This is a genomic window from Arthrobacter sp. ISL-65, from assembly GCF_018613795.1.
GTDB lineage: Bacteria > Actinomycetota > Actinomycetes > Actinomycetales > Micrococcaceae > Arthrobacter.
Map to the genome: position 1 here is coordinate 37,052 of NZ_JAGGPN010000001.1, position 21,406 is coordinate 58,457.

Annotated in this window: 19 protein-coding genes, 2 tRNA genes and 1 riboswitch; of the genes, 1 reads left to right on the forward strand and 20 read right to left on the reverse strand. The window is 66.4% G+C overall.

Annotation, left to right across the window (positions count from 1 at the left end; all coding sequences use genetic code 11):
- Positions 1–48 precede the first annotated feature (48 nt).
- The 17 genes from J7I85_RS00165 to J7I85_RS00245 all read right to left on the reverse strand — a co-directional run bounded on the left by J7I85_RS00165 (position 49) and on the right by J7I85_RS00245 (position 17,876).
- Positions 49–1,197 (reverse strand): class I SAM-dependent methyltransferase, encoded by a 1,149-nt coding sequence (locus J7I85_RS00165; protein ID WP_214845081.1) that lies wholly within the window; start codon positions 1,195–1,197, stop codon positions 49–51.
- A 57-nt stretch (positions 1,198–1,254) separates the two neighbouring features.
- Positions 1,255–2,412, reverse strand: a complete 1,158-nt coding sequence (locus J7I85_RS00170; protein WP_214845082.1) for an NAD(P)-binding domain-containing protein — start codon at positions 2,410–2,412, stop codon at positions 1,255–1,257.
- A 174-nt stretch (positions 2,413–2,586) separates the two neighbouring features.
- Positions 2,587–3,234 carry a hypothetical protein gene (locus J7I85_RS00175; protein WP_214845083.1) on the reverse strand — a complete coding sequence of 216 codons (648 nt, stop codon included), beginning with the start codon at positions 3,232–3,234 and terminating at the stop codon, positions 2,587–2,589.
- A 248-nt stretch (positions 3,235–3,482) separates the two neighbouring features.
- On the reverse strand, positions 3,483–4,016 hold the full coding sequence (locus tag J7I85_RS00180; RefSeq protein ID WP_214845084.1) for a hypothetical protein: 534 nt from the start codon (positions 4,014–4,016) through the stop codon (positions 3,483–3,485).
- Positions 4,017–4,151: 135 nt separating this feature from the next.
- Positions 4,152–4,227: transfer RNA gene (locus tag J7I85_RS00185), tRNA-Ala, on the reverse strand.
- Between the two features lie 188 nt (positions 4,228–4,415).
- Positions 4,416–4,488, reverse strand: a tRNA-Ala gene (locus J7I85_RS00190).
- A 132-nt stretch (positions 4,489–4,620) separates the two neighbouring features.
- The gene (rsfS, locus tag J7I85_RS00195) at positions 4,621–5,022 is read right to left on the reverse strand and encodes a ribosome silencing factor (protein WP_214845085.1); all 402 of its coding nucleotides are present in this window, start codon (positions 5,020–5,022) and stop codon (positions 4,621–4,623) included.
- 50 nt (positions 5,023–5,072) lie between these two features.
- Entirely contained in the window at positions 5,073–6,143 is a 1,071-nt protein-coding gene (locus J7I85_RS00200) for a hypothetical protein (protein ID WP_308159340.1), read from the reverse strand.
- A 304-nt stretch (positions 6,144–6,447) separates the two neighbouring features.
- Positions 6,448–7,104 (reverse strand): nicotinate-nucleotide adenylyltransferase, encoded by a 657-nt coding sequence (gene nadD, locus J7I85_RS00205; protein WP_374102416.1) that lies wholly within the window; start codon positions 7,102–7,104, stop codon positions 6,448–6,450.
- Between the two features lie 13 nt (positions 7,105–7,117).
- The gene (locus J7I85_RS00210; protein WP_214845087.1) at positions 7,118–7,342 is read right to left on the reverse strand and encodes a hypothetical protein; all 225 of its coding nucleotides are present in this window, start codon (positions 7,340–7,342) and stop codon (positions 7,118–7,120) included.
- 101 nt (positions 7,343–7,443) lie between these two features.
- Positions 7,444–8,793 (reverse strand): glutamate-5-semialdehyde dehydrogenase, encoded by a 1,350-nt coding sequence (locus tag J7I85_RS00215; protein WP_214845088.1) that lies wholly within the window; start codon positions 8,791–8,793, stop codon positions 7,444–7,446.
- Between the two features lie 26 nt (positions 8,794–8,819).
- Entirely contained in the window at positions 8,820–9,917 is a 1,098-nt protein-coding gene (proB, locus tag J7I85_RS00220) for a glutamate 5-kinase (RefSeq protein WP_214845226.1), read from the reverse strand.
- A gap of 64 nt (positions 9,918–9,981) precedes the next feature.
- A complete protein-coding gene (obgE, locus tag J7I85_RS00225; protein ID WP_214845089.1) occupies positions 9,982–11,571 on the reverse strand; it encodes a GTPase ObgE in 1,590 nt (529 codons plus the stop codon).
- 117 nt (positions 11,572–11,688) lie between these two features.
- Entirely contained in the window at positions 11,689–11,952 is a 264-nt protein-coding gene (gene rpmA, locus J7I85_RS00230; protein ID WP_003803426.1) for a 50S ribosomal protein L27, read from the reverse strand.
- A gap of 57 nt (positions 11,953–12,009) precedes the next feature.
- The gene (gene rplU / locus J7I85_RS00235) at positions 12,010–12,318 is read right to left on the reverse strand and encodes a 50S ribosomal protein L21 (protein WP_003803420.1); all 309 of its coding nucleotides are present in this window, start codon (positions 12,316–12,318) and stop codon (positions 12,010–12,012) included.
- Positions 12,319–12,646: 328 nt separating this feature from the next.
- A complete protein-coding gene (gene thiD / locus J7I85_RS00240) occupies positions 12,647–14,212 on the reverse strand; it encodes a bifunctional hydroxymethylpyrimidine kinase/phosphomethylpyrimidine kinase (protein WP_214845090.1) in 1,566 nt (521 codons plus the stop codon).
- A riboswitch (TPP riboswitch) is annotated at positions 14,195–14,291 on the reverse strand. It overlaps the preceding gene by 18 nt.
- A 219-nt stretch (positions 14,292–14,510) precedes the next feature.
- The gene (locus J7I85_RS00245; protein WP_214845091.1) at positions 14,511–17,876 is read right to left on the reverse strand and encodes an Rne/Rng family ribonuclease; all 3,366 of its coding nucleotides are present in this window, start codon (positions 17,874–17,876) and stop codon (positions 14,511–14,513) included.
- A 457-nt stretch (positions 17,877–18,333) separates the two neighbouring features.
- On the opposite strand from J7I85_RS00245, the gene J7I85_RS00250 reads away from it, so the two are divergent.
- Positions 18,334–19,017 carry a vitamin K epoxide reductase family protein gene (locus tag J7I85_RS00250; protein ID WP_214845092.1) on the forward strand — a complete coding sequence of 228 codons (684 nt, stop codon included), beginning with the start codon at positions 18,334–18,336 and terminating at the stop codon, positions 19,015–19,017.
- Positions 19,018–19,117: 100 nt separating this feature from the next.
- Here J7I85_RS00250 and ndk read toward each other — a convergent pair whose 3' ends face one another.
- Genes ndk through J7I85_RS00265 form a run of 3 tightly spaced genes read right to left on the reverse strand, consistent with a single transcriptional unit; the run spans position 19,118 to position 21,403 of the window.
- Positions 19,118–19,537 (reverse strand): nucleoside-diphosphate kinase, encoded by a 420-nt coding sequence (gene ndk, locus J7I85_RS00255; RefSeq protein WP_214845093.1) that lies wholly within the window; start codon positions 19,535–19,537, stop codon positions 19,118–19,120.
- Positions 19,538–19,577: 40 nt separating this feature from the next.
- Positions 19,578–20,042, reverse strand: a complete 465-nt coding sequence (locus J7I85_RS00260) for a DUF4233 domain-containing protein (protein WP_214845094.1) — start codon at positions 20,040–20,042, stop codon at positions 19,578–19,580.
- Positions 20,042–21,403 carry a folylpolyglutamate synthase/dihydrofolate synthase family protein gene (locus J7I85_RS00265; RefSeq protein WP_214845095.1) on the reverse strand — a complete coding sequence of 454 codons (1,362 nt, stop codon included), beginning with the start codon at positions 21,401–21,403 and terminating at the stop codon, positions 20,042–20,044. Before J7I85_RS00265 ends, J7I85_RS00260 begins: the two co-directional genes overlap by 1 nt.
- Positions 21,404–21,406 lie beyond the last annotated feature (3 nt).

A 21,406-nucleotide genomic window follows, 5' to 3' on the forward strand; every position in this document is an offset into this window, starting at 1 on the left:
CCCCACGCTCAGGGCAGTGCAGGCGCGTTCGACGACGGCCGGCGGGGCTCAGGCGGCAGCCCGCCTGACGCTGACGGCCACCGTGAATTTGGGGTTCCGGCCCCTCACCGTGGTGGGACCAACCAGCCGTTCCAGCGCCGTCATGTAACGCAGGTGGCTGTTGAATACCGTCCAGAGCTGGCCTCCGGGCGCCAGCACCCGGCCAGCTGCCTCGAAGAGCTTCAGCCCCGCCCCGGCGTGGACGCTGGAACCGAGGTGGAACGGGGGGTTCAGCAGAATCAGGTCCGCGCTGCCGGCCGGAAGGGTGCTCATTGCGTCATCCTGGACAGCCGTGATGCTGGCTGCCAGGCCGTTGGCCCGGGCAGTTGCCCTTGCCGACGCCACTGCAGCCGCGGACCGGTCTGTGGCGATGACCTCGGCTCCGGGGTGCCGGCGGGCATACGTTGATGCCAGGATCCCGGTGCCGCAGCCCAGGTCCACGGCCTTGGCGGCGGCCGGGATCTGCGGCAGGAATGACAACAGGAAGCGGGTTCCAATGTCCAAACGGCTGCCTGCGAAAACGGCCCCGTGCGCGCAGATGTCCAGGTCGAGTTCGGCGTTGTGTTCCGTGACGGGGTACGGCGGTTTGCCTTCCGCACGTTTCGGGTCGGTGGCGAGGAGTAGCCGTGATTTTTGCCGGGCCAGTTGCGGCTGCACCGTACCGAAGTATTTGCCCAGCACGGCGTTCATGCCCAGCGACATGTGCTTGACCCGGCCGCCGGCAAGCAAGACAGCGCCGGCAGGCGCGTGCCGGGCAACGGCGTCGGAAATTTCCTCGAGTTCGGCGAGGGTCTTGGGAAGCTGCAACAGCACCAGGTCCGCGCCGGCCAGCAGTTCGGCGCCGAGCGGCAGCTGTGCAAAGTCTCCCGAAACTCCCAGTGCCGCCGCATTGCTGCGCAGTGCCCGCTCCCCTGTGACCAGGTCCTGGTGCACCCTCACCTCGGCCGGCACCGGGCCGGTACCGCCGGCCAGCAGCCCGAGCGTGAGCGCCCCGTAGTTGTCCCCGATGACGGCAACCCTGCTGTCCGCTGCGAGCCGATCCGCGGCGGCGTCCAGCAGGAGGGTGTCTGTGGCGTCCCACGCCTGGAGGTTGGCGGCCTCGACATCGGGGTGCCTTCGAAGCAAGCCCAGGACCTGCCCAAGACCGTTTTCTGTCACGTGGTGCCGCCGCCTCTTCCTTGCTGGTTGCCCGGGCAGAAATCCGCCCGTGCAAATCTACCGCGGATCAGCCACGGCCGCGGAGGCTGACAGGAGTTTGAGGATTTCGGTCACCGCGGCCCGGCCGGCGCGGTTTGCGCCGATGGTGGAAGACGACGGGCCGTAGCCCACCAGGTGCACCCGGGGTTCCGCGGCCACCTGCGTCCCTTCCATGGCAATCCCGCCGCCTGGTCCCCGCAGGTGCAGCGGCGCCAGGTGCTCCAGCTCGGCGCGGAACCCGGTGGCCCACAGGATCACATCCGCCGCGAGGAACCCGCCGTCCGCCAGCCGGACGCCGCCGGGTTCTATCGCTGTGAACATCGGCCGGCGGTCCAGCACGCCGCGCGCGGCTGCCGCCCGGAGAACCGGGGTCCAGATGAGCCCGGTGGCAGCCACAACGCTTTGCGGCGGCAGCCCCTGGCGTACCCGCTCTTCCACGAGTGCGACGGCGTCGTGCCCGGCTTGCCGGTCGAACCCGTCCCGCCATACAGGCTCGCGGCGCGTGAACCAGCTTGTCGTTGTGACCTTCGAGATTTCGTCCAGCAGCCCGACGGCGGAGATTCCGCCGCCCACCACGATGACGTGCAGCCCGCGGAACTCCTCTGCGGACACGTAGTCGGCGACATGCAACTGGCGGCCCTCGAACGTGAACTGGCCCGGATAGATCGGCCAAAAGGGCCTGGTCCAGGTTCCGGTGGCGTTGATGACTGCCCGGGCCGTCCAGCCGCCGACGGATGTGGTGATCCTAAGCCAGCCCGCCGGGTCAGCGTCCGCACGTTCAATGGCGAGCACCTTGACGGGCCGCTCGACGGCCAGCCCGACCTGCCTCTCGTAAGCGGCGAAGTAGCGGCTGAGGAATGCGGAGCTTGGTTCCGCCGGATCGACATCCGGCTGCGGTATTCCGGGAAGGTCACTGATGCCGTTTACGGTGGCCATGAGCAGGCTTTTCCAGCGGTGCCGCCAGGCTCCGCCCGGCCCGTCCTCGGCGTCCAGCACCGCGTACGACCGCCCTGCACCGGCTGCCGTCACTGCACCACGTTGCTGTTCTGCTGCCGGGGCTGGCGTGAAGCCGCGGCGGGCCAGGTGGAAGGCGGCAGAGAGGCCGGCCTGCCCAGCTCCGATGACGACGACGTCGGCATTGCGGCTCGTTCCACCGCTTGCAGTGCTACCGCTCAATAGTGCCGCTCCCCCGGCTCGCTCATCCGCCTCATGTCTTCATCCTAGGCGCCGTCCCGGCCCGGCTGGCGCGCGTCCTTGGCAAACGGAAGGCCCTCCTGGACACCGAGGTGCAGGAGGGCCCTTCGGGCTATTAGTCGCTTGCTTGCTCAGTCGTCTTGCTCAGTCGTCTTTTCAGTCGTCGCTGCCGTGGCCGCCGCTGCCTCCGCTGTCGTCGCCAGGCTCAACGCCCTTGCGATCGCCGCCCTTGTCGTCGCCGGGCTCAACAGCCTTACGGTCGCCGCCCTTGTCGTCGCCGGGCTCGGGTGTTGTCCGAAGTCCACCGTGGTCATCGCCGGGTTCAGCTACCCGCGGCGCCTGGTCTGAGCGGAGACCGCCGTTGTCGTCGCCGGGCTCGGGGGCGGCCCGGAGGCCTCCCTTGTCGTCGCCAGGTTCAACGGAGAGGGAGCCGCTGCCAACGAAGTTTTCTGCAGGCGCTGCCACGCTTCCGCCGTTGTCGTCGCCGGGCTCAGGGGTGGTCCGGAGCCCTCCCTTGTCGTCACCGGCTTCCGCAGGCTTGGAAGCTTTCTTGGCGGCCGATGCCTTCTTGTCGTCGGCTTGGGTGTCATCGCTGGACTTGGCGGCTGGCTTGGGTGTGGCCTTGGCGGAACTGACCGCGGGGGCGGAGGTTCTCGTGGCGGAGTCGTCCGTTACGAGGACGTTCCTGGCGTCGTCACTGGTACCCGTGCCGGTGTTGCTCAGCGACTGGGTGGTGGCGAAGGCGGCGCCTCCGGTGAGGAGGACGCCGGCGACGGATAATGCGAGGGCTGCTCTTGTTTTCATGGCTCCACACTAGGAACTCGCCGTCGAGGATAGGTGTAAAGGAAATCCAAGACTTGTCCAAGATTGCCGGTAAGGTCCTCCCCCAACCCGGACCGCCCTCCCGCGGCCGCGCGGCGGCCATCCGCCGCGGCACAGGACGGAGTGCCGAGTCAGGTGAGACGGGTCAGACAGGGAGGAACGCAAGGCAAGAAGGCGGGCAGGAAACGGTGCGCCGGCATGAAAAGAGCCTGCGTGAACAGACCGGCGGGTCAGTCGTCGGCGCCGTGGCCGCCGCTGTCATCGCCGGGCTCCGGCGCCTTCCGCAGGCCGCCCTTGTCATCCCCTGGCTCAACGGGGACCATGCCGCCCGGGACGGGGACGGGCTGAACGGTCACCGCTCCACCGGCTGACCCGCCACCGGGGCCGGAGGACGACGGTGCCGCCGCGGAACCGCCTGCATTCCCGGGCGCTGTGGCCGGGGCAGATTTTGCCGGATTCGATTTCGCTGCGTTTGATGATGCCGCTGCACCGGACTTCGCGGAGCCCGGCTTTGCGGGGCTGGATTTCGCCGGGGTGGCCCCCTTCTGTCCACCTGCTGGCGTGCCTGTTGCCTGTGGTGTGGCCCTCGGTCCATCGCTGGTGCCAGGAACGGGCGGCACGGCGCCATCCGGCAGGAGGACGATGTTGGCATTGCCGGTGCCTGGGGGCGGAACGTTCAGCACCTGCGTATTGACGGCAAGTGCCGCCGAGCCCGCTGCGAGTATGCCTGCAACGGACAGCACCAGGGCCGCTCCCGTTTTCATGGCTCCACTCTAGGGGCAGGGCGGGAAAGACGCGCCCAAGGAACATCCAAGATTCGTCAAAGATCGCGGTACCGGCAGTGGGTTAAACGAGAAAAGCCGCCGGATCACGGTCGATTCCATGATCAGGCGGCTACTTGGTGGAGCTGAGGGGACTCGAACCCCTGACCCCCTGCATGCCATGCAGGTGCGCTACCAGCTGCGCCACAGCCCCAAGCTGTTCCCTCCGGAATCTTTGCGTTTTCCCGAAGCAACCCGACCAGCGTAGTCCAGAAATCGCCAAGATGCGAATCAGCAACATGTGGCTTCGGTCACATTCCCCCGGCACCCGAAGCCCGGCTGGCGCCACTTTCCGGCAAAGAAAAATCCGCCGGAATCTTTCGATTCCAGCGGATCATCAGGTGGAGCTGAGGGGACTCGAACCCCTGACCCCCTGCATGCCATGCAGGTGCGCTACCAGCTGCGCCACAGCCCCATATTCTTGCTGCTTCAGGCCTCACGCTATGCCAGTGGCATCCGTACTTCTGTTCGGATCTCTCCGAAGCAACTCAAATATCTTAGAACAGCGTTTCCGAAAATTCCAAATCGGGCATATTCGGTCCCCTCGCTACTCCTGCTCGGCGGCTGCAGCGGCCTTTGCCGAAGCGTCGTCTCCCAGCTGCAGGTCCACCACCGGGCAGTCCTTCCAGAGACGTTCCAGGGCATAGAAGACGCGGTCTTCCTCATGCTGAACGTGGATGACGACGTCTGCGTAATCCAGCAGGACCCACCGGCCGGCCGAACGGCCTTCCCGGCGGACCGGGCGGAGATCCTGCTTGGTGAGTTCCTCTTCAATGCCGTCGACTATCGCGTTGACCTGGCGTTCGCTGGGTGCTGAGGCAATGAGGAACACGTCAGCCAAAGCCAGGCGTTCGCTGACGTCAAGGGCGACGATGTTTTGGGCAATCTTGTCCGCCGCGGCCCTGGCTGCGTGCCGGGCTATGGTGACGGACGATTCGGATGCGGTCACGGGACTCCTTGTGGTGATGAAAAAAGCGTAGGTGGTGGTACTGGCTGAAGTCAGCGTGAAAGGCCGCTGATGATCATGATGATGCCGGCAATGAGGGCGATTGCGCCGAGCGCCAGGACGCCAAGCTGGATCAGCCTCAGCCGGTTGGCCCGGGCGAGTCCGGCGGTGGCCGCGTCCAGGGGTTCCAGCCCGTAGGCAGATTTCGCGGACACTGGCTGCAGCGCCGTCACGTCTTCGCCGGACTCGTCGGTCCAGGCCGCATTCTGGCGGGCCCCGGCCGGAGGCGCTGCCGCCGAGCGCGCCGCCGCTTCCGCCCGGGCAATGACCCGCGACCGTCCGGTGGACGGCGCACTTGGGCGGGACGCTTTGGCTGTCCGGTTGCCACGCGCCGGAACCCGCGGACCAGGGTTGGTCACCACGGGAACATGCGAGGTGGCCGGCCGCTTCATGACGGGACGGTCCACACCAGGCACCTGTTCAAATTCCAGCGGCGTCACCATGGCGAGGTTGCTGGCGGTGGACGGACCATTTTGTCCGCTCTGCTGGGGCGTGTTCTGTTCGGCAAGCTTCTGCTTGGCCATGGCCCGCTTGTTGAGCACAGCGGCCCGTTCGGCCAAGGCGATCTGTTGGGCCAGGATGTCCGGATCCACGGCTTCAGGATCCGTCGCCGCGATGTGTTCCATCTTGGCGATCTGGTTCTTGGCCTGTTCGGCGAGGAGGGTACGGGCTTCAAGGGCCTGCTCCACGGTCATGCCCTCGGGCAGCCCGTCCCTTGCCGGCGTCGCGGGCCGCGGACCCGGACCGCTGGAGGGCTGGCCAGCCGGCTTGGACCCGGTGGGTGGAGCGGTTTTGCCGGCCGTACCGGAAGAAGAGTCAGGCGAAGAATGGGGCGGTTTCCCGGTGGGGGCGCCGCCGTCGGCCGGTGGCACAACGGGCATTGCCGAGGTAACCGCCTGCTCCTTGAGCTGCATCAGCCGCAGCTGGCGGCGCGTCGGCGGGCCGCCGCCGGAAAGCTGCTCTTCCTTTTCGGACAGCTCCTTGATGGTCCGCAGCGCGGCCCTGTCGCGGGCACGGATCTGGGACGAGCGTTCGGCGGCTGACCCTGCTGGCGGGGAGTCCACGAGGCCCGGCGCCACCCGGCGCACACGTTCAGTGGCATTTGCCTGCCTGCCGTCTCCGGCGGGACGCGAAGAGTCCGTCTTTTCCGGGCCGGCCGGAGCTGGCGTGCCCGGGCCTGCGGAGGCCGGGCGCTTCGAAGCAGCCGGGTTTGAGGCGGGAGCCTTTGAAGCAGGCGGTTTTGAGGCAGGGGCTAAATCGCCGGCACCCGGAGGGGCGGCGTTCCGGTTCTGGGCCAGGGCTTCATCCCGGGCTTTGCGCAGTTCTCGGCGACTACGGATCGGTTGCTGTTCCTGACTCATCTCAAACTCATTCAGTGCTGGCTGGATCGTTTGTCTCGGTAGTTTCGGAGCTGCTGTTCCCGGCGGGTGCGGCGTAGAGTCCGTATTTCGCGATGTACTGCACCACTCCGTCCGGCACCAGATACCACACCGGGTTATGGGCAGCAACGCGGGCGCGGCAGTCTGTTGAGGAGATCGCCATGGCGGGGACCTCGAGCAGGCTGACGTCCTTTCGGCCCATGCCGTCGAGCTCATGGCCTGGCCGGGTAACGCCCACGAAGTGGGCCAGCGACCAGAGCTCGTCGATGTCCTTCCACGACAGGATTTGTGCCAGGGCGTCGGCGCCGGTGATGAAGAACAGGTCGGCGTCGGGCCGCTGCGTACGCAGATCCCGGAGGGTGTCGATGGTGTACGTGGGACCGGGACGGTCCACGTCTACCCGGCTTACGGTGAAACGCGGGTTCGACGCCGTCGCGATGACCGTCATCAGATAACGGTGCTCGGGTTCGCTGACCTGCTTGCTGGACTTCTGCCACGGTTGGCCGGTGGGGACAAACACGACTTCATCGAGCCCGAACTTGTCGGCCACCTCGCTGGCGGCCACAAGGTGGCCGTGATGGATGGGATCAAAGGTCCCGCCCATCACGCCCAGCCGCAGCCGGCGCTGCGTATCCTTGTGGTGCAGTGCGGAGGAAATGTTAGTGGCCCTGGCCGTGGTCGTGCTTGTTGGGGTGCTGGCGGTGCGGGTCAGCGTGCTCGTCCACCGCAGAGTGACGGTTGCCCAGGTTGCCGTAGGAGAGGGTAATGAACATCAGCAGCACAAGGATGGCAAACATCGAGATGCCGAAGACCCATGGCTCGGCCCACAAGGGCGCCCTCTCCTCGTGTTCGGCAACTGACGCGGCAATCTGCTGGAGCAGCATTTTCTCCCCTAGGAATAAAAGGATGACAACGGCGGAGAGATTCCCGCCGGTTCGGACTTCTTTACTATGTTACCGCTATGTCAGGAGCGGTTTCCGCGATGTTAATCGCGGACCTGGCCCTCGCCCTGGACAATCCATTTGGTGGTTGTCAGCTCGGTCAGGCCCATCGGGCCGCGGGCGTGAAGCTTCTGGGTGGAAATGCCGACCTCGGCACCCAGGCCCAGTTCGCCGCCGTCGGTAAACCGCGTGGACGCGTTGACTATGACGGCAGCGGAATCGATTTCCGCGATGAAACGCTCTGCGTTTCGCAGGTCATTAGTCAGGATGGCTTCGGTGTGTCCAGTCGACCACGTGCGGATGTGCTTCACGGCGTCGTCCAGGCTGTCCACCATGGCCACGGCCAGGTCCAGGTCCATGTACTCCGTGGCCCAGTCGTCTTCCGTTGCCGGCAGGGATTCCACCGAAGCGGGAAGCGCTGCCCGCACGCGGTCATCGGCGTGCAGCCGGACTCCCGCTTTGTTCAGGGCTGCGGCGACCGCGGGCAGAACCGTGGAGCCGGAGTGCACGAGGAGCGTCTCCACCGTGTTGCAGACGCTGGGCCGCTGCGTCTTGGAGTTGAGGAGGATCTCCACCGCCATGTCTTCACTGGCTGACTCGTCGATGAAGATGTGAACGTTCCCCTCGCCGGTCTCGATGACCGGCACGGAGGAGTTGTTGACGACGGTCTGGATCAGTTCACGGCCGCCGCGCGGGATCAGCACGTCCACGCGCCCGCGGGCACGCATGAGCACGTTGGCGCCCTCGCGGCCGAACTGGTCCACGGTCTGCACGGCATCCGCCGGCAGGCCCACGGACTCCAAAGCGTCGCGCAGCACGCGGATGAGGGCTTCGTTGGTGAAGGCTGCTGCCGAACCGCCGCGGAGGATCACGGCGTTGCCGCTCTTGAGGGCCAGGCCGGCGATGTCCACGGTCACGTTCGGACGAGCCTCGTAAATCGCGGCAACCACGCCCATGGGGACGTTGACCTGGCGCAGGCGCAGGCCGTTGGGCAGGGTCTGGCCGCGCACCACATTGCCCACGGGATCGGGCAGACCGGCCAGGTTTTCCAGGGCGGCGGCGAGGGCGGCAATGCGGGTTTCGTTGAGGGTCAGCCGGTCCAGGAGGGCGGCGGACGTGCCGTTGGCGCGGCCCGCTTCCACGTCCTTGGTGTTCGCGGCCAGGATCTGCTGCTTGTTCGCGAGCAGGGCGTCCCCGATGGCGCGCAGGGCCTTGTCTTTCCAGGCCCGGTTGGCGCGGCCCATGCTGCGGGCGGCCTGGCGGGAACGGTCGGCGATCGCGTACACGGCGGACTCGATCTCAGCCGGTGTGGGCTGCCTGTCTTCCGGCAGGGTGGGGACCGTCGTAGCGTCGTTGGATGTCTCAGCTGCTTGGTTCATCAGTGCCTCAGTCATCATTCAAGTCTAGGCGAGTCCGGCGCCTAGACCAGAACCAGGTCGTCAACGTGAACAACTTCACGGTCGAAGCCGCGGCCCAGAGCCTCGCCCAGCTCCACAGTGGACCGTCCCAGCATCTGCGGCAGTTCGGCCGCGGAGTAGTTCACCAGGCCGCGGGCGATCACCGTGCCGTCCAGCGAAACCATTTCGACGGCGTCTCCGCTTTCAAAGTTGCCCTCAACAGCCTTGATGCCGGCGGGCAGCAGCGAGGTACGGTTGTCCCGCACGGCCCGGACGGCGCCGTCGTCAAGGATCAGCCGTCCCTGCACATGGGCGAGGTGCGCGAGCCACATCATCCGGACGGACTTGCGTCCGCCATTGACGGTAAACCAGGTTCCGACGTCCTCGCCGGCCAGCGCGGCGGAGGCGTTGGCGGTGGACGTGACGAGGGCCGGGATGCCCGAATCGGCCGCCATCAGGGCCGCCTCCACCTTGGTCTGCATGCCGCCGGTGCCCACGCCGGCCTTGCCGGTCTTGCCGATGGAGACGCCGTCGAGGTCCTCCGGGCCGTCCACTTGGGGTATCCGCTTCGCGCCTAGGGCGGGCGGGCCGTCATACAGGGAGTCGACGTCGGACAGCAGCACCAGTGCATCGGCGCGCACCAGGTGCGCCACGAGGGCTGACAGGCGGTCATTGTCGCCGAAACGGATCTTGTGGGTGGCCACGGTGTCGTTCTCGTTGACGACGGGCACGACGCCGAGGTTCAGGAGCCGGTTGAGGGCCCGGAATGCATTCTGATGATGGCTGCGCCGCATGAGGTCATCGGCGGTGAGGAGCACTTGGCTCACGGTGACGCCGTGGGCGGCGAACGCATGGGTATACCGGGCCATCAGCAGTCCCTGCCCCACGCTGGCGGCGGCCTGCTGTGTGGCGAGGTCACGCGGACGCTTTGCCAGGCCGAGCGGCGCGAGACCGGCCGCGATGGCGCCGGAAGACACGAGGATGATCTCGGTGCCCGCATTGCACTTGGCGGCCAGCGCGTCTGAAAGTTCGGTCAGCGCCTCCTCCGATATTCCGCCCTTGATGCTGGTAAGGGACGACGATCCTACTTTGACGACAATGCGGCGCGCCCTGGCGAGCATGCTGCGGTCGTCGGTCTTGGGTTCCTCGATGACAATTGCGGAAGTATCAGTCACGTGTGCGGGTTCACTCCTCATGTTCGGTGTTCAGTCCACTCTCCTTGAGGGGCCGGGCAGCCCGGCGCGCGCTGACGGACTCGGTCCAGATGCCGGCCTTGCGTTCGGCTTCCAGCTCGGCCCGTGCCGCTGCCTTCGCGTCGCGCCGTTCGATCTGTTCCTCGCGCTTCTGGCCGCGGGTGGGACGGTCGCCGATGTCTGCGAAGCGGACGTCCGTGCCGCGCGGCGAAGCCAGCAGCTCGGCGCCAGCCATCATGGTCGGCTCCCAGTCGAACACCACGCCGTCGTCCTCGCCGATCACCACGGTGTCGCCGGGCTTGGCGCCCTGCTTGAACAGCTCGGTTTCGACGCCGAGCTTGGCCAGGCGGTCGGCAAGGTAGCCAATGGCTTCCTCGTTGGTGAAGTCCGTCTGCTTGACCCAGCGCACGGGCTTCTCGCCCAGAACGCGGAACAGAGGCTCCAGGTTTTTCTCCTCGCGGCGGATCCGGAAACCGGTCTCGTTGACGGCGCGGGGCCGCAGCACCGGTGCGTGCACCTTCGGCGGCGTGGCTGCCACACTGTCGCGGGCGGCCTTGACGATCTCTGCCATGGCGAAACCAAGCTGGCGCAGGCCCTCATGGCTCGTGGCTGAAACTTCGAAGACCCGGTAGCCACGGGATTCAAGCTCAGGCCGGACAAACTCGGCCATGTCCTTGCCGTCCGGCAGGTCCACCTTGTTAAGCGCCACCAGCCGGGGGCGGTGGTTGAGCGGGACAACCTCGCCGTCCGAGCCGGCGTAGCTCATGTCCACCGCATACTTTTCGAGCTCGGTTTCGATAATTGCGAGGTCGGAGAGTGGATCTCGGTCAGATTCCAGCGTACCGCAGTCCAAAACGTGCACCAAAGCGGCACAGCGCTCGACGTGGCGGAGGAAGTTGTGGCCCAGGCCCTTGCCTTCGCTGGCACCCTCGATGAGGCCCGGAACGTCGGCAATGGTAAAACGGACGTCGCCGGCCTGGACCACGCCAAGGTTGGGGATGAGGGTGGTGAAGGGGTAGTCGGCGATCTTCGGGCGGGCGGCCGACATGGCCGCGATCAGGCTGGACTTGCCGGCGGAGGGGAAACCTACCAGGGCAATGTCGGCGATCGACTTCAGCTCCAGGACAATATCGCTGGCGTCACCCTCGATGCCGAGCAGGGCGAACCCGGGCGCCCGCCGCTTCTGCGAGGACAGCGCGGCGTTTCCCAGACCGCCGATCCCGCCGGACGCTGCGACAAATTCGGTGCCCTCCCCCACGAGGTCAGCAAGCACCTTGCCGTCCTTGGTCTTGACGACGGTCCCCTCGGGGACAGGCAGGACCAAAGTTTCGCCGTTCTTGCCGCCGCGCCAGTCACCCATGCCCGGGCCGCCGTTGGTGGCATGCCGGTGGGGTGCGTGGTGGTAGTCCAGCAGCGTGGTGGTCTGCGAGTCGACGCGCAGGATGACGTCGCCACCGTTGCCGCCGTTGCCGCCGTCGGGCCCGCCCAGCGGCTTGAACTTCTCACGGTGAACGGAGACACAGCCGTGGCCGCCGGTACCGCCGGATACGTGCAGTACTACCCGGTCTACAAAGCTCGCCACGTTGAATCTCCTCTGTTGCTGATCAGGCCGTTCTGAACGTCCAAATCGATTGTAATGCGGTTAAAAGAACAGTGGAGCGAGCCATCATGGCCCGCTCCACCGGTTCAGAACTTGTTGTTACTCTGCAGCTGCAGCAGCAACGATGTTGACGACCCGACGGCCGCGGCGCGTGCCGAATTCAACGGCGCCTGCCTGCAGGGCGAACAGGGTGTCGTCGCCGCCACGGCCAACGCCCGCACCGGGGTGGAAGTGGGTGCCGCGCTGGCGGACGATGATCTCGCCAGCGGAAACTACCTGGCCGCCGAAGCGCTTGACGCCGAGGTACTGGGCGTTGGAGTCACGACCGTTGCGAGTGGAGCTCGCGCCTTTTTTGTGTGCCATTTGGAATGCCTGCCTTTAATTCTTGAGACTGCGGGAAACCTGAACAGTAACCAGTGGTTACTTGATACCGGTGATCTTGACCTTGGTCAGTTCCTGGCGGTGACCCTGGCGCTTCTTGTAACCGGTCTTGTTCTTGAACTTCTGGATGACGATCTTAGGACCACGGAGGTCCTGGAGGATCTCAGCCGTAACAGTTACCTTGGCCAGGTCCGCAGCTGCGGAGGTGACCTTGTCACCGTCCACCAGGAGCAGCGCGGGCAGCTCAATGGTGCTGCCAGCTCCACCGGCGACGCGGTTCAGGGTAACGAAGTCTCCAACGGAAACCTTCTCTTGGCGGCCGCCTGCGCGGACAATCGCGTACACCACTTGGGAACTCACTTCTCTCGACGTTTATTACTAAATTTGCGTGCGGAAGCCAGGTCCGGAAATTGGCCTGGTTCTCGCTGTGCCTCAACGCCGTGGATTCCCCGGGGGAATCCGTGAGCTATCCCAGGAACATGTCCGAGTGGACGATCCCGGGTCATAACCCAAGTGTTGGCGTAAGCACCGAAGATCTAGAATACGCTAATTCCGTCGTCGGCCGCAAATGAGGCTGGCACCGGTGGGTTGTCCGTGATAAGCGCCACACAGGCCGCTGTTCCGGACATCCGATGCCGTGCGCCACTATCCTACCGGGTAGCGGGCCCGCTTTCGCTCAACTGTGGCGGCTCGGCGCGTCGAAGAATTCCACCTCGTACCGGCAGGACTGCCGGAAAGCGGCGATCATCGCTTTGCGCTCCCCCAATGACGCGGCACGGCCGGCGTCGTCGGCGATTTCGATGGCCCGCAGGGTGGCGGCAGCAAAGTCCTCGTCGGCGTAAGTCCGCAGCCACTCCGCGTACGGGTGCCCGGCCTGTGCTCCGGCGGCCACATATTCGGCGTGCAGGGTCTCCCCCACCTCGGCGTACAGCCAGAAGCAAGGCAGGACCGCGGCAACCAGCACCGCGTAACTGCCGCCCGCCGAAGCCGCCAGCAGATGATCGACGTAAGCCTTCGTGACCGGGCCCAGCTCCGTCCGCACGGTGCGCGTGCTGAGCCAGTTGCGGTGCAGTTCCGATTCAACTTCCAGGCATTGCTGGGCGGAGCGGGCCCAGAACAGCTGCTCGGACTCGGTTGGCGCGAGCGCACTGGCCCTGGCCAGGACCCGGGAGTAGCCGTTGAGGTATATGGCGTCCTGTGCCAGGTAGTACGCGAATTCCTTTTCCGCCAGGGTGCCGTCGGCAAGCCCACGGATGAAGCCCAGGCCATAGATGTCTTCAAGGTCGGCAACGGTCTCGGCGCGCAGCAGTTCCGCGAACCCGCCCCTGCGCTCGGGCTGGGCCACGTGGTGGAAATGGTTGATCGGTCCGTTGCCGGCGCCGACCTCCAGCAGCCCGGAGGTGCGGAGGGCTCCGGCCAGCCACGGTTTGACCGCTCGCAGTGACGCTTCCCAGTCACCCAGCCGCGCCTGCGCGGTGGCCATGGCCGAGGAAAGCGAGCACCCGGTACCGTGGCTGTTCCGCGTGCTGATCCGTTCGCCCGCAACCTCAACCACCTCCGCCGACAGCAGCCCGGCCGTGTTCACGAGGGCGTCCGGGCAGGTTGAGCCGTTCAGGTGCCCGCCTTTGACGAGGACCGTTGCACCGGTCTGGTCCGCGAGCCGCCTGCCCTGGTCAAGGGCGGCGGCCCAGTCCGCGGCCTCCGTTTCCCCGAGCAGCATGGCCAATTCGGGAAGGTTCGGGGTGATCAGGTGCGCCAGAGGCAGCAGTTTCCGGAGGGCTGCCTCTGCAGACTCCTGGAGGAGGCGGTCACCGCTGGTAGCCACCATCACCGGATCGAGAACCACGACGCCGGGCTTCACCTTTTCGAGCCAGACGCGGACGGCTGCGATAACACGTTCATCGCCCAGCATGCCGATCTTCACGGCGTCCACGTGGATGTCGTCGCTGACAGCGTCCAGTTGCGCTGACAGGAAGGAAGCCGGCGGAACGTGCACGCCGCACACGCCGGTGGTGTTCTGCGCAGTGAGGGCCGTTATTGCCGCCATGCCGTAGCCGCCGTGGGCCGCAATGCTTTTCAGATCGGCCTGGATGCCTGCACCGCCGGAAGGATCCGAGCCTGCGATGGCCAGGACCCGGGGAACGTCGCGGGAGGTCTGAATGGCCGGCCCAACGGTTTCCAGAAGCGACTTGGCGGCGGCCGGGGGTGCGGGCAGTACTGAAGCTGATGACAACGAAGACATCCCTTCGCCGGTGCTAACCGGACAGGTTCAACGGGTTTGGATCTCAGCCGGCCCTTGCGCGGCACCCCGTGTCAGTCCTCCAGCCTAGCGGTTCGTTCGGCGCGCGGCGCCAAATTTGGCGTTTGAGACGGGCTTCCGCGGGCGCCGTTGACCGCTGCCCTCTGCCTTCTGCCCTTTGCCGGCTGACGAATGCCCGGAACCAGGAAGGTCCGGCACCGCAGCCGCGGTGCCGGACCTTTTACTGGTGGGCTCGGAGGTCATTCACCCCGGAGTCCGGGGAGCTCAGAGTCCGCTTGTCCTACAGTTCTGAGGCGGGTACCCCGACCCCCAGAATGATCGGTTCACTGGCCGGCTGCGGAACCGCCTTGGGCGTCTGCGCATTGCCTGCCTCGGGTGCCTTGGCCTCGTGCGAGTGCCCGGCGGCGGCAGCCGGAGCAACCTCGTGGTGTTCCACGGATGTCTCGTTGGCTGCACCCTGGGCGCGGCTGGCACTGCGGTTTCGGCGCGGACGGCGGCTGCGGGACGGTGCTGCGGGGCTTTCCACCGGCTGCCGTGCCGCAGACTGACCCGCGGACTGGCTTTCGGCCCGCTGACCCTCCGGCTGCTGGCTTTCCGGGCGGACCCGCGCGGGAGCCTCGTCGTTGGCCTCCTCCTCTTCGGCGGGGGCAACCAGAGCGCCGAGGTGCGCGAAGGCTTCCTCCAGGCGGTCCAGCGTCAGGGCCGGCGCATCCTTGACCGGTTCCTCGCTGTGATCGACAAACGGAAGAATCACTTTCTCGCCGCCGAAGGTGAGCACTGCTCCGGGCCGTCCGGAGACGCTTTCCGTTTCCGGAGCGCGGTGCACCACGGGGCTTTCCGGTGCGGCGGCAGCGGGCGCGGCGGGCCGGGCGGCCTCACCCGACGCTGCGGCACTGTGCGCTGCTTCTTCCTCATGCAGGTGTGCGGCGTGGGCCGCTGCGGCGATGTTGGCGAGGGCAGCGCGGGTGGCCTCAGCCTTGGCGTGGCGCTCCGCCTCCGACGGTTCGGGGTGGTGCAGTGCTGCAGGGGCGGCGGGAGCAGTCTCGGCAGACGGCTGTCCGCCCTTGCCCCGGCGGCGCTTCCGCTCCGTACGGGCCGGCGGCTGGACCTCGGCACGGTGCACGTGGTGTTCAGCGGCCACGGTGTTGGCGCGTCGGTGCTCTACCGGCTCGTCATGGGTGACGACGCCCCGGCCCGCACATGCCTCGCACTGCTCGCCGAAGACTTCCAGGAGGCCGGTGCCCATGCGCTTGCGCGTCATCTGCACCAGTCCCAGGGACGTCACTTCGGCCACCTGGTGCTTGGTCCGGTCGCGGCCCAGGCATTCCACCATGCGGCGCAGGACCAGGTCGCGGTTAGACTCCAGCACCATGTCGATGAAGTCGATGACGATGATGCCGCCGATGTCGCGCAGGCGCAGCTGGCGGACAACTTCCTCGGCTGCTTCAAGGTTATTCTTGGTGACGGTCTCTTCAAGGTTGCCGCCGCTGCCGGTGAACTTGCCGGTGTTGACGTCAACCACCGTCATGGCCTCGGTCCGGTCAATGACCAGCGAGCCGCCGGACGGCAGGAAGACCTTACGGTCGAGCGCCTTATGGATCTGCTCGTCGATGCGCCAGGCGGAGAAGATGTCCTCGTCCTTGGTCCACTTTTCGAGCCGGCCCACCAGGTCCGGGGCAACGTAGGTGACGTAAGCCTCAATGGTGTCCCACGCTTCGTCGCCGGAGACGATCAGCTTGGAGAAGTCCTCATTGAAGACGTCGCGCACAACCTTGATGGTCAGGTCCGGTTCGCCGTAGAGGAGTTCCGGGGCGAGGACCTTGGTGGACTTCGCCTGGCTGTCAATCCCCTCCCACTGGGCACGGAGACGGTTGATGTCGTGGGTCAGTTCCTCCTCGGAGGCCCCCTCGGCGGCCGTGCGCACAATAACGCCGGCATCCTCGGGGAGGCGGTCCTTGAGGATTCGCTTCAGGCGGTTGCGTTCGACGTCGGGCAGCTTGCGGGAGATGCCGGTCATGGACCCGCCGGGGACGTACACGAGGTAACGGCCGGGCAGGGAGATTTGGCTGGTCAGCCGCGCACCCTTGTGGCCCACCGGATCCTTGGTGACTTGGACCAGGACGGAGTCGCCGGACTTCAGCGCGTTCTCGATGCGGCGCTGCTTGCCTTCGAGGTTCACGGCTTCCCAGTTCACTTCGCCGGCGTACAGCACGGCGTTGCGGCCACGCCCGATGTCCACGAAAGCAGCTTCCATGGACGGCAGAACGTTCTGGACCTTGCCCAGGTAGACGTTGCCAATCAGGGAGTCCTGCTGCGTCTTGGAGACGAAATGCTCGGCCAGGACGCCGTCTTCCAGGACACCGATCTGGATTCTGTCGTCGCGCTGCCGCACGATCATCTGGCGGTCCACGGATTCCCGGCGAGCCAGGAACTCGGCCTCGGTGATCACGGTGCGGCGACGGCCGGTGTCCCGCGATTCGCGGCGGCGCTGCTTCTTGGCCTCCAGACGGGTGGATCCCTTGACGCTGGTGACGCGGTCGCTCGCAGGCGCCTCGCTAATAGTCCGGGGGGCGCGGACGCGGGTGACCGTGTTGGGGGGATCGTCTTCTCCCCCGCCGGTCAGTTCCAGATCCTGGTCGCCACGGCGGCGGCGACGGCGACGGCGGGACGTCACGCCATCTTCGAGCTGCGCACCCTCGTCTTCGCCGGCCTCGTCAGAAACTTCAGTGCCTTCATCGCCGTCGGTGATCTCACGGTCGGTCCGGCTGCGGCCGCGGCGGCCGCGGCTGCGCCGCCGGCGCCGCCCGCCGTCGTCCTCCAGCTCGTCCTCGACGTCCTCGGCGGCCGCATCCTCTTTCGCGGCGGAAACGGCAGGACGGACCACCGTGTTCAGGTCAGGGGCCTGGAAGATAATCGACGTCACTGACGACGGTTCCAGGAAAAGCGAGCCCAGGGGCGACTGCCCGGCGGCCTCTTCTTCGGCTTCTTCCTCGACAGCGGCCTCCAGTGCAGCCGCCGGTGCGGCAGGGGCTGCCTCGGTTGAATGCGCGGGGGCAGCAGCGCGCGCCCCAGCCGCCTTGGCGGGCTCTTCCGGCTGTCCTTCCGCCGGCACCTGCGATGCTGACGTCCCTGTGACTGCAGACTCAGTTGTTGCCGACTCAGTGGCCGCTGCGGCGGCGGGTACCTCGGAGGACTCCGCGGGGCTTTCGACCGGCTCGGTGACCTTGGGCTTTGTTGTGCGGCGGCGGCGGACCGGCTTGGACTCGGCTGCCGGTTCCTCGGCGGACGGAACAGCCGCAGCCTCGGCGTCCGCGCCGGCGGTCTCTGCAAAAGCGGGCAGCGGTTCTTCGGCGACCTTCTTCCGGGCGCGGGTCCGGCGGACCGGGGTCTTGGCCGGTGCTTCTGCGGCGTCCCCGACAGCCGACTCCGGCACTGCCGTTTCAGGTGCTGCAGTTTCAGGTGCTGCGCCTTGAGACGTCAGTGTTTCCGGAGCGGGCAGTTCCGACGCCGCAGTCTCCGCGGCCGCTGCTGTGGCCTTGGGCGACGCCTTGCGGCGGGTCCGGGTGGCTTTCTTGGGGGCCTCAGCGGCGGTTTCGCCGGTGGCAGCCGCTTCTTCGTTGACAGCTATAACCTGGTCATTATCCATATGTGGCAACACTCCTGCCCCTGACGTACCGCCACATTCGGCACCCATTGGGGCACATATTGTCAAAACCCGCAGGCATTGACAGAAGTCAATTGGATACCAGCAGGCTCGCACCGGCAGTGGGGTGCGGCAGGCCTGACAGGCCGGCGGGGTTGTTACTGGAACCCGTTGTTTCTGACATCCACAACCAGGTGCCGTCCAATGGAAGGCGGGAGGCTGGATCTTCTTTCCAAAGCCTGCACCACTGCTCATTGGCGGTCTTGGGAACAAGCCACCGGACTGGAGTTCGAATGTGGTTCTCGCTCCAGCCACGTTTATTCTCTCATATCGCCGTTCAAATACGCTGTAATTGTGTGACAAAGCTGGTCAATGCCGCCATTGGCCACTGGTACAGGCTGCCTTAAGCTGGCGGCGATACAATCTGGGCAGGAGCACCCCAGACAAAGGACGCCATCCAATGCCACGCACTTCGCCTTCCACGGGCACGGACTACGAACAGGATCCCCAGGACGGTGCCGGGCCCGCCGCGGCTTCGGCCGGTGCCGCAGTTCCGGCCATGACCCGCGACCGCCGGTTCGGCTGGCTGCTGGTCGTCACCGGCATTGTGGGCTGGCTGGCATCGGGCATCCTGGTGCTGGAAAAGCTTGAGGTCCTCAAGGATCCCAACCATGCCACCGTCTGCGACGTAAACCCCTGGATTTCCTGCGGTCAGGTGATGCAGACCCCGCAGAGTTCAGTCTTTGGCTTCCCCAACATGTTTATCGGAATCGTGGCCTTCGCCGTGATCATCACCACCGGCATGGGGCTGCTGGCCGGCGCCCGGTTCGCCCGCTGGTACTGGCTCGGCCTGCAGGCCGGCGTCACTCTGGGCTTCATCTTCGTGGTCTGGCTGTGGGCCCAGGCACTGTACGTGATTCACATCCTGTGCCCGTTCTGCATGGTTGTCTGGGCAGTGATGATCCCGCTCTTCGTCTGGGTGACCGTCCGCAACGTCGTCCGCGGCGCCATTCCGGCGCCGGCAGGCCTGGCCCGCATCCTGGGCGATTCCGGCTGGATTATCACCGCGCTGCTCTACGTAGCCGTGATTGCGACTATTTTCTTCGCGTTCATCCAGGTGTTCGCCGGCACCTCGGGCTTCTAACGGCGCGAACGTACAGTTGTGGCCCCCCACTCCGTCGAGTGGGGGGCCACAACTGTACGTTCGCGCTCAACCTGCCAGCGCGCTTAACCTGCCGGGAAGCTCAGGCCTGGAACCAGATCTTGATTTCGCGCTCGGCCGAGTCCACCGAGTCCGAGCCGTGGACGAGGTTCTGCTGGACCTTCAGGCCCCAGTCGCGGCCGAAGTCGCCGCGGATGGTGCCGGGGGCCGCCGTCGTCGGGTCCGTGGTGCCGGCCAGCGACCGGAAGCCCTCGATCACACGGTGGCCTTCGAAGATCGCCGCGACCACGGGGCCGCTGAGCATGAACTCCACGAGGGGCTCGTAGAACGGCTTGCCCACGTGCTCCTCGTAGTGCTGCTCGAGCAGCTCCCGGCTGGCGTTGGTCTTCTTGAGTTCGGCCAGGGTGTAGCCCTTGGCTTCGATCCTCTTGAGGATTTCGCCGGTCAGGTTGCGGGTGACGCCGTCCGGCTTGACCAGGACAAGGGTGCGCTCAATGCTCACAGTTGCTCCAATGAGGTTGGTTGTGGGTTTCCCGGTAAGTCTACGGGGTCTGGCCGGGGCCTTCGTTGCCGGCGGCCTCCGGGTGCGTGGCCTCCCATTCCGCCTGCTCGCGGTCCCGTTGCGCGGACTCGCGGTCGATCCGGATGCCGGCGCGGATGCCGTACCACCAGGCGATGGCGAACAGCGCACCGACGAGGAACATCAGGGGTTCCGCGAAGCCGCTGATGATGAGCACCAGCTGCAGGATCCAGCCCAGCGCCACGCCCCACGGCCTGGACAGCACGGCGCAGGCGAGGATCAGCACCACGCTCAGTCCGATGCCCACGGAAAGGATCAGCGCCGGGGAGATCTCGGCACGGCGCAGGCCGAACACAGCCAGCGTGGCGAAGAAGACCACGAAGGCCTCCAGCAGCAGGACCGTCGAGGCGAACATGACCTTGGTGGACCGCCGCTTCTTGGGCATGCCGGGGCGCCATTCGCGCTGGGCCTTGGTAAGCCGGGCCATCAGGCGGCTGCCTTTCCAAGCAGGATGCGGGCGTCCGCCACCAGCGTGATGGACCCGGTCACCAGCACGCCGCCGGCGAGGTCGTCGTTGGCTTCGGCGCGTTCAACGGCCCACTCCAGCGCATCGTCCAGCTTTTCGGCGATGTGCACGTTTTCCTCGCCAAAGCCGAGGTCGACGGCGAGCTCCGCCAGTTCCGCTGCGGGCACCGCCCGCGGCGAGTTGGACTGGGTGAAGCAGAATTCCTCCGCGAGGCCGCCCAGTGACTCCTTGAGCTGGCGCAGGATCTCCTCGGCGTCCTTCTCCTTGAGCACGCCCACCACGAGCACCAGCTTGCTGAAGCTGAACGCCTCCTGGATCGCCTCGGCGGAGGCACGGATGCCATCCGGGTTGTGGGCGGCATCCACGATGATGGTGGGGGCTGTGCGCAGGACTTCCAGGCGGCCCGGGGACGAGACCGTGGCGAAGGCCTCCTGCAGGACCTCCAGGGACAGCTCCTTCTCGCCGCCGCCAAGGAATGCCTCCAGGGCGGCCACGGCCACTGCCGCGTTCTGGGCCTGGTGGGCGCCGTGCAGCGGCACCATGAGGTCCGGGTAGTGGCCGGCGATGCCCTGGACGGTCACTATCTGTCCGCCGACGGCGACCTGCCGGGATTCGACGCCGAATTCCACGCCTTCGAAGCGGAACGGCACCTGCACCTCGTTGGCCTTCTCCAGCAGGACCTGGGCGGCATCCAGCGGCTGGGCCGCGCTGACGAGGAAGCCGCCGGGCTTGATGATGCCGGCTTTCTCGTAGGCGATGTCCTCGGTGGTGTCGCCCAGCAGGTCGGTGTGGTCGAGGGAGATGGGTGTCACCACGGACACCTGGCCGTCGCCCACGTTGGTGGCGTCGGTGATGCCGCCGAGGCCCACCTCCATGATGGCCACGTTGACCGGCTGGTCGGCGAACACGGCGAAGGCCAGGATGGTCAGGCACTCGAAGTACGTCAGCCGGGGCTGGCCCTCGGCGGTGAGTTCGTCGTCCACGATCTGCAGGTACGGCCGGATCTCGTCCCAGATGCGCACGAACGTGTCGTCGGACACCGGCTCGCCGTCCAGGCTGATCCGCTCTGTGACCTTGGACAGGTGGGGGCTGGTGTAGCGCCCGGTGCTGAGGCCGTGGGCGCGCAGGCCGGCCTCGATCATCCGGGCCGTGGACGTTTTTCCGTTGGTCCCGGTGATGTGGATGATCGGGTAGGCCTTGTTCGGCTCCCCCAGCACATCCATGGCGCGGAACAGCGGCGCTAGCCGGGGCTCCATCTTGTTTTCCGGCGCCCGACTCAGCAGCTCGGCGTAGACGCTCTCCACGGAGAATTCATCGGTCATGTT

Excerpts from the sequence above, each read along its gene's own strand:
- thiD (WP_214845090.1), bottom strand. The coding sequence starts at position 14,212 with ATGTCTTCGTTGTCATCAGCTTCAGTACTGCCCGCACCCCCGGCCGCC.
- J7I85_RS00245 (WP_214845091.1), bottom strand. The coding sequence starts at position 17,876 with ATGGATAATGACCAGGTTATAGCTGTCAACGAAGAAGCGGCTGCCACC.
- J7I85_RS00265 (WP_214845095.1), bottom strand. The coding sequence starts at position 21,403 with ATGACCGATGAATTCTCCGTGGAGAGCGTCTACGCCGAGCTGCTGAGT.
- J7I85_RS00175 (WP_214845083.1), bottom strand. The coding sequence starts at position 3,234 with ATGAAAACAAGAGCAGCCCTCGCATTATCCGTCGCCGGCGTCCTCCTC.
- J7I85_RS00260 (WP_214845094.1), bottom strand. The coding sequence starts at position 20,042 with ATGGCCCGGCTTACCAAGGCCCAGCGCGAATGGCGCCCCGGCATGCCC.
- J7I85_RS00250 (WP_214845092.1), top strand. The coding sequence starts at position 18,334 with ATGCCACGCACTTCGCCTTCCACGGGCACGGACTACGAACAGGATCCC.
- proB (WP_214845226.1), bottom strand. The coding sequence starts at position 9,917 with ATGCTCGCCAGGGCGCGCCGCATTGTCGTCAAAGTAGGATCGTCGTCC.
- J7I85_RS00210 (WP_214845087.1), bottom strand. The coding sequence starts at position 7,342 with ATGCTGCTCCAGCAGATTGCCGCGTCAGTTGCCGAACACGAGGAGAGG.
- J7I85_RS00215 (WP_214845088.1), bottom strand. The coding sequence starts at position 8,793 with ATGACTGAGGCACTGATGAACCAAGCAGCTGAGACATCCAACGACGCT.
- J7I85_RS00180 (WP_214845084.1), bottom strand. The coding sequence starts at position 4,016 with ATGAAAACGGGAGCGGCCCTGGTGCTGTCCGTTGCAGGCATACTCGCA.
- rpmA (WP_003803426.1), bottom strand. The coding sequence starts at position 11,952 with ATGGCACACAAAAAAGGCGCGAGCTCCACTCGCAACGGTCGTGACTCC.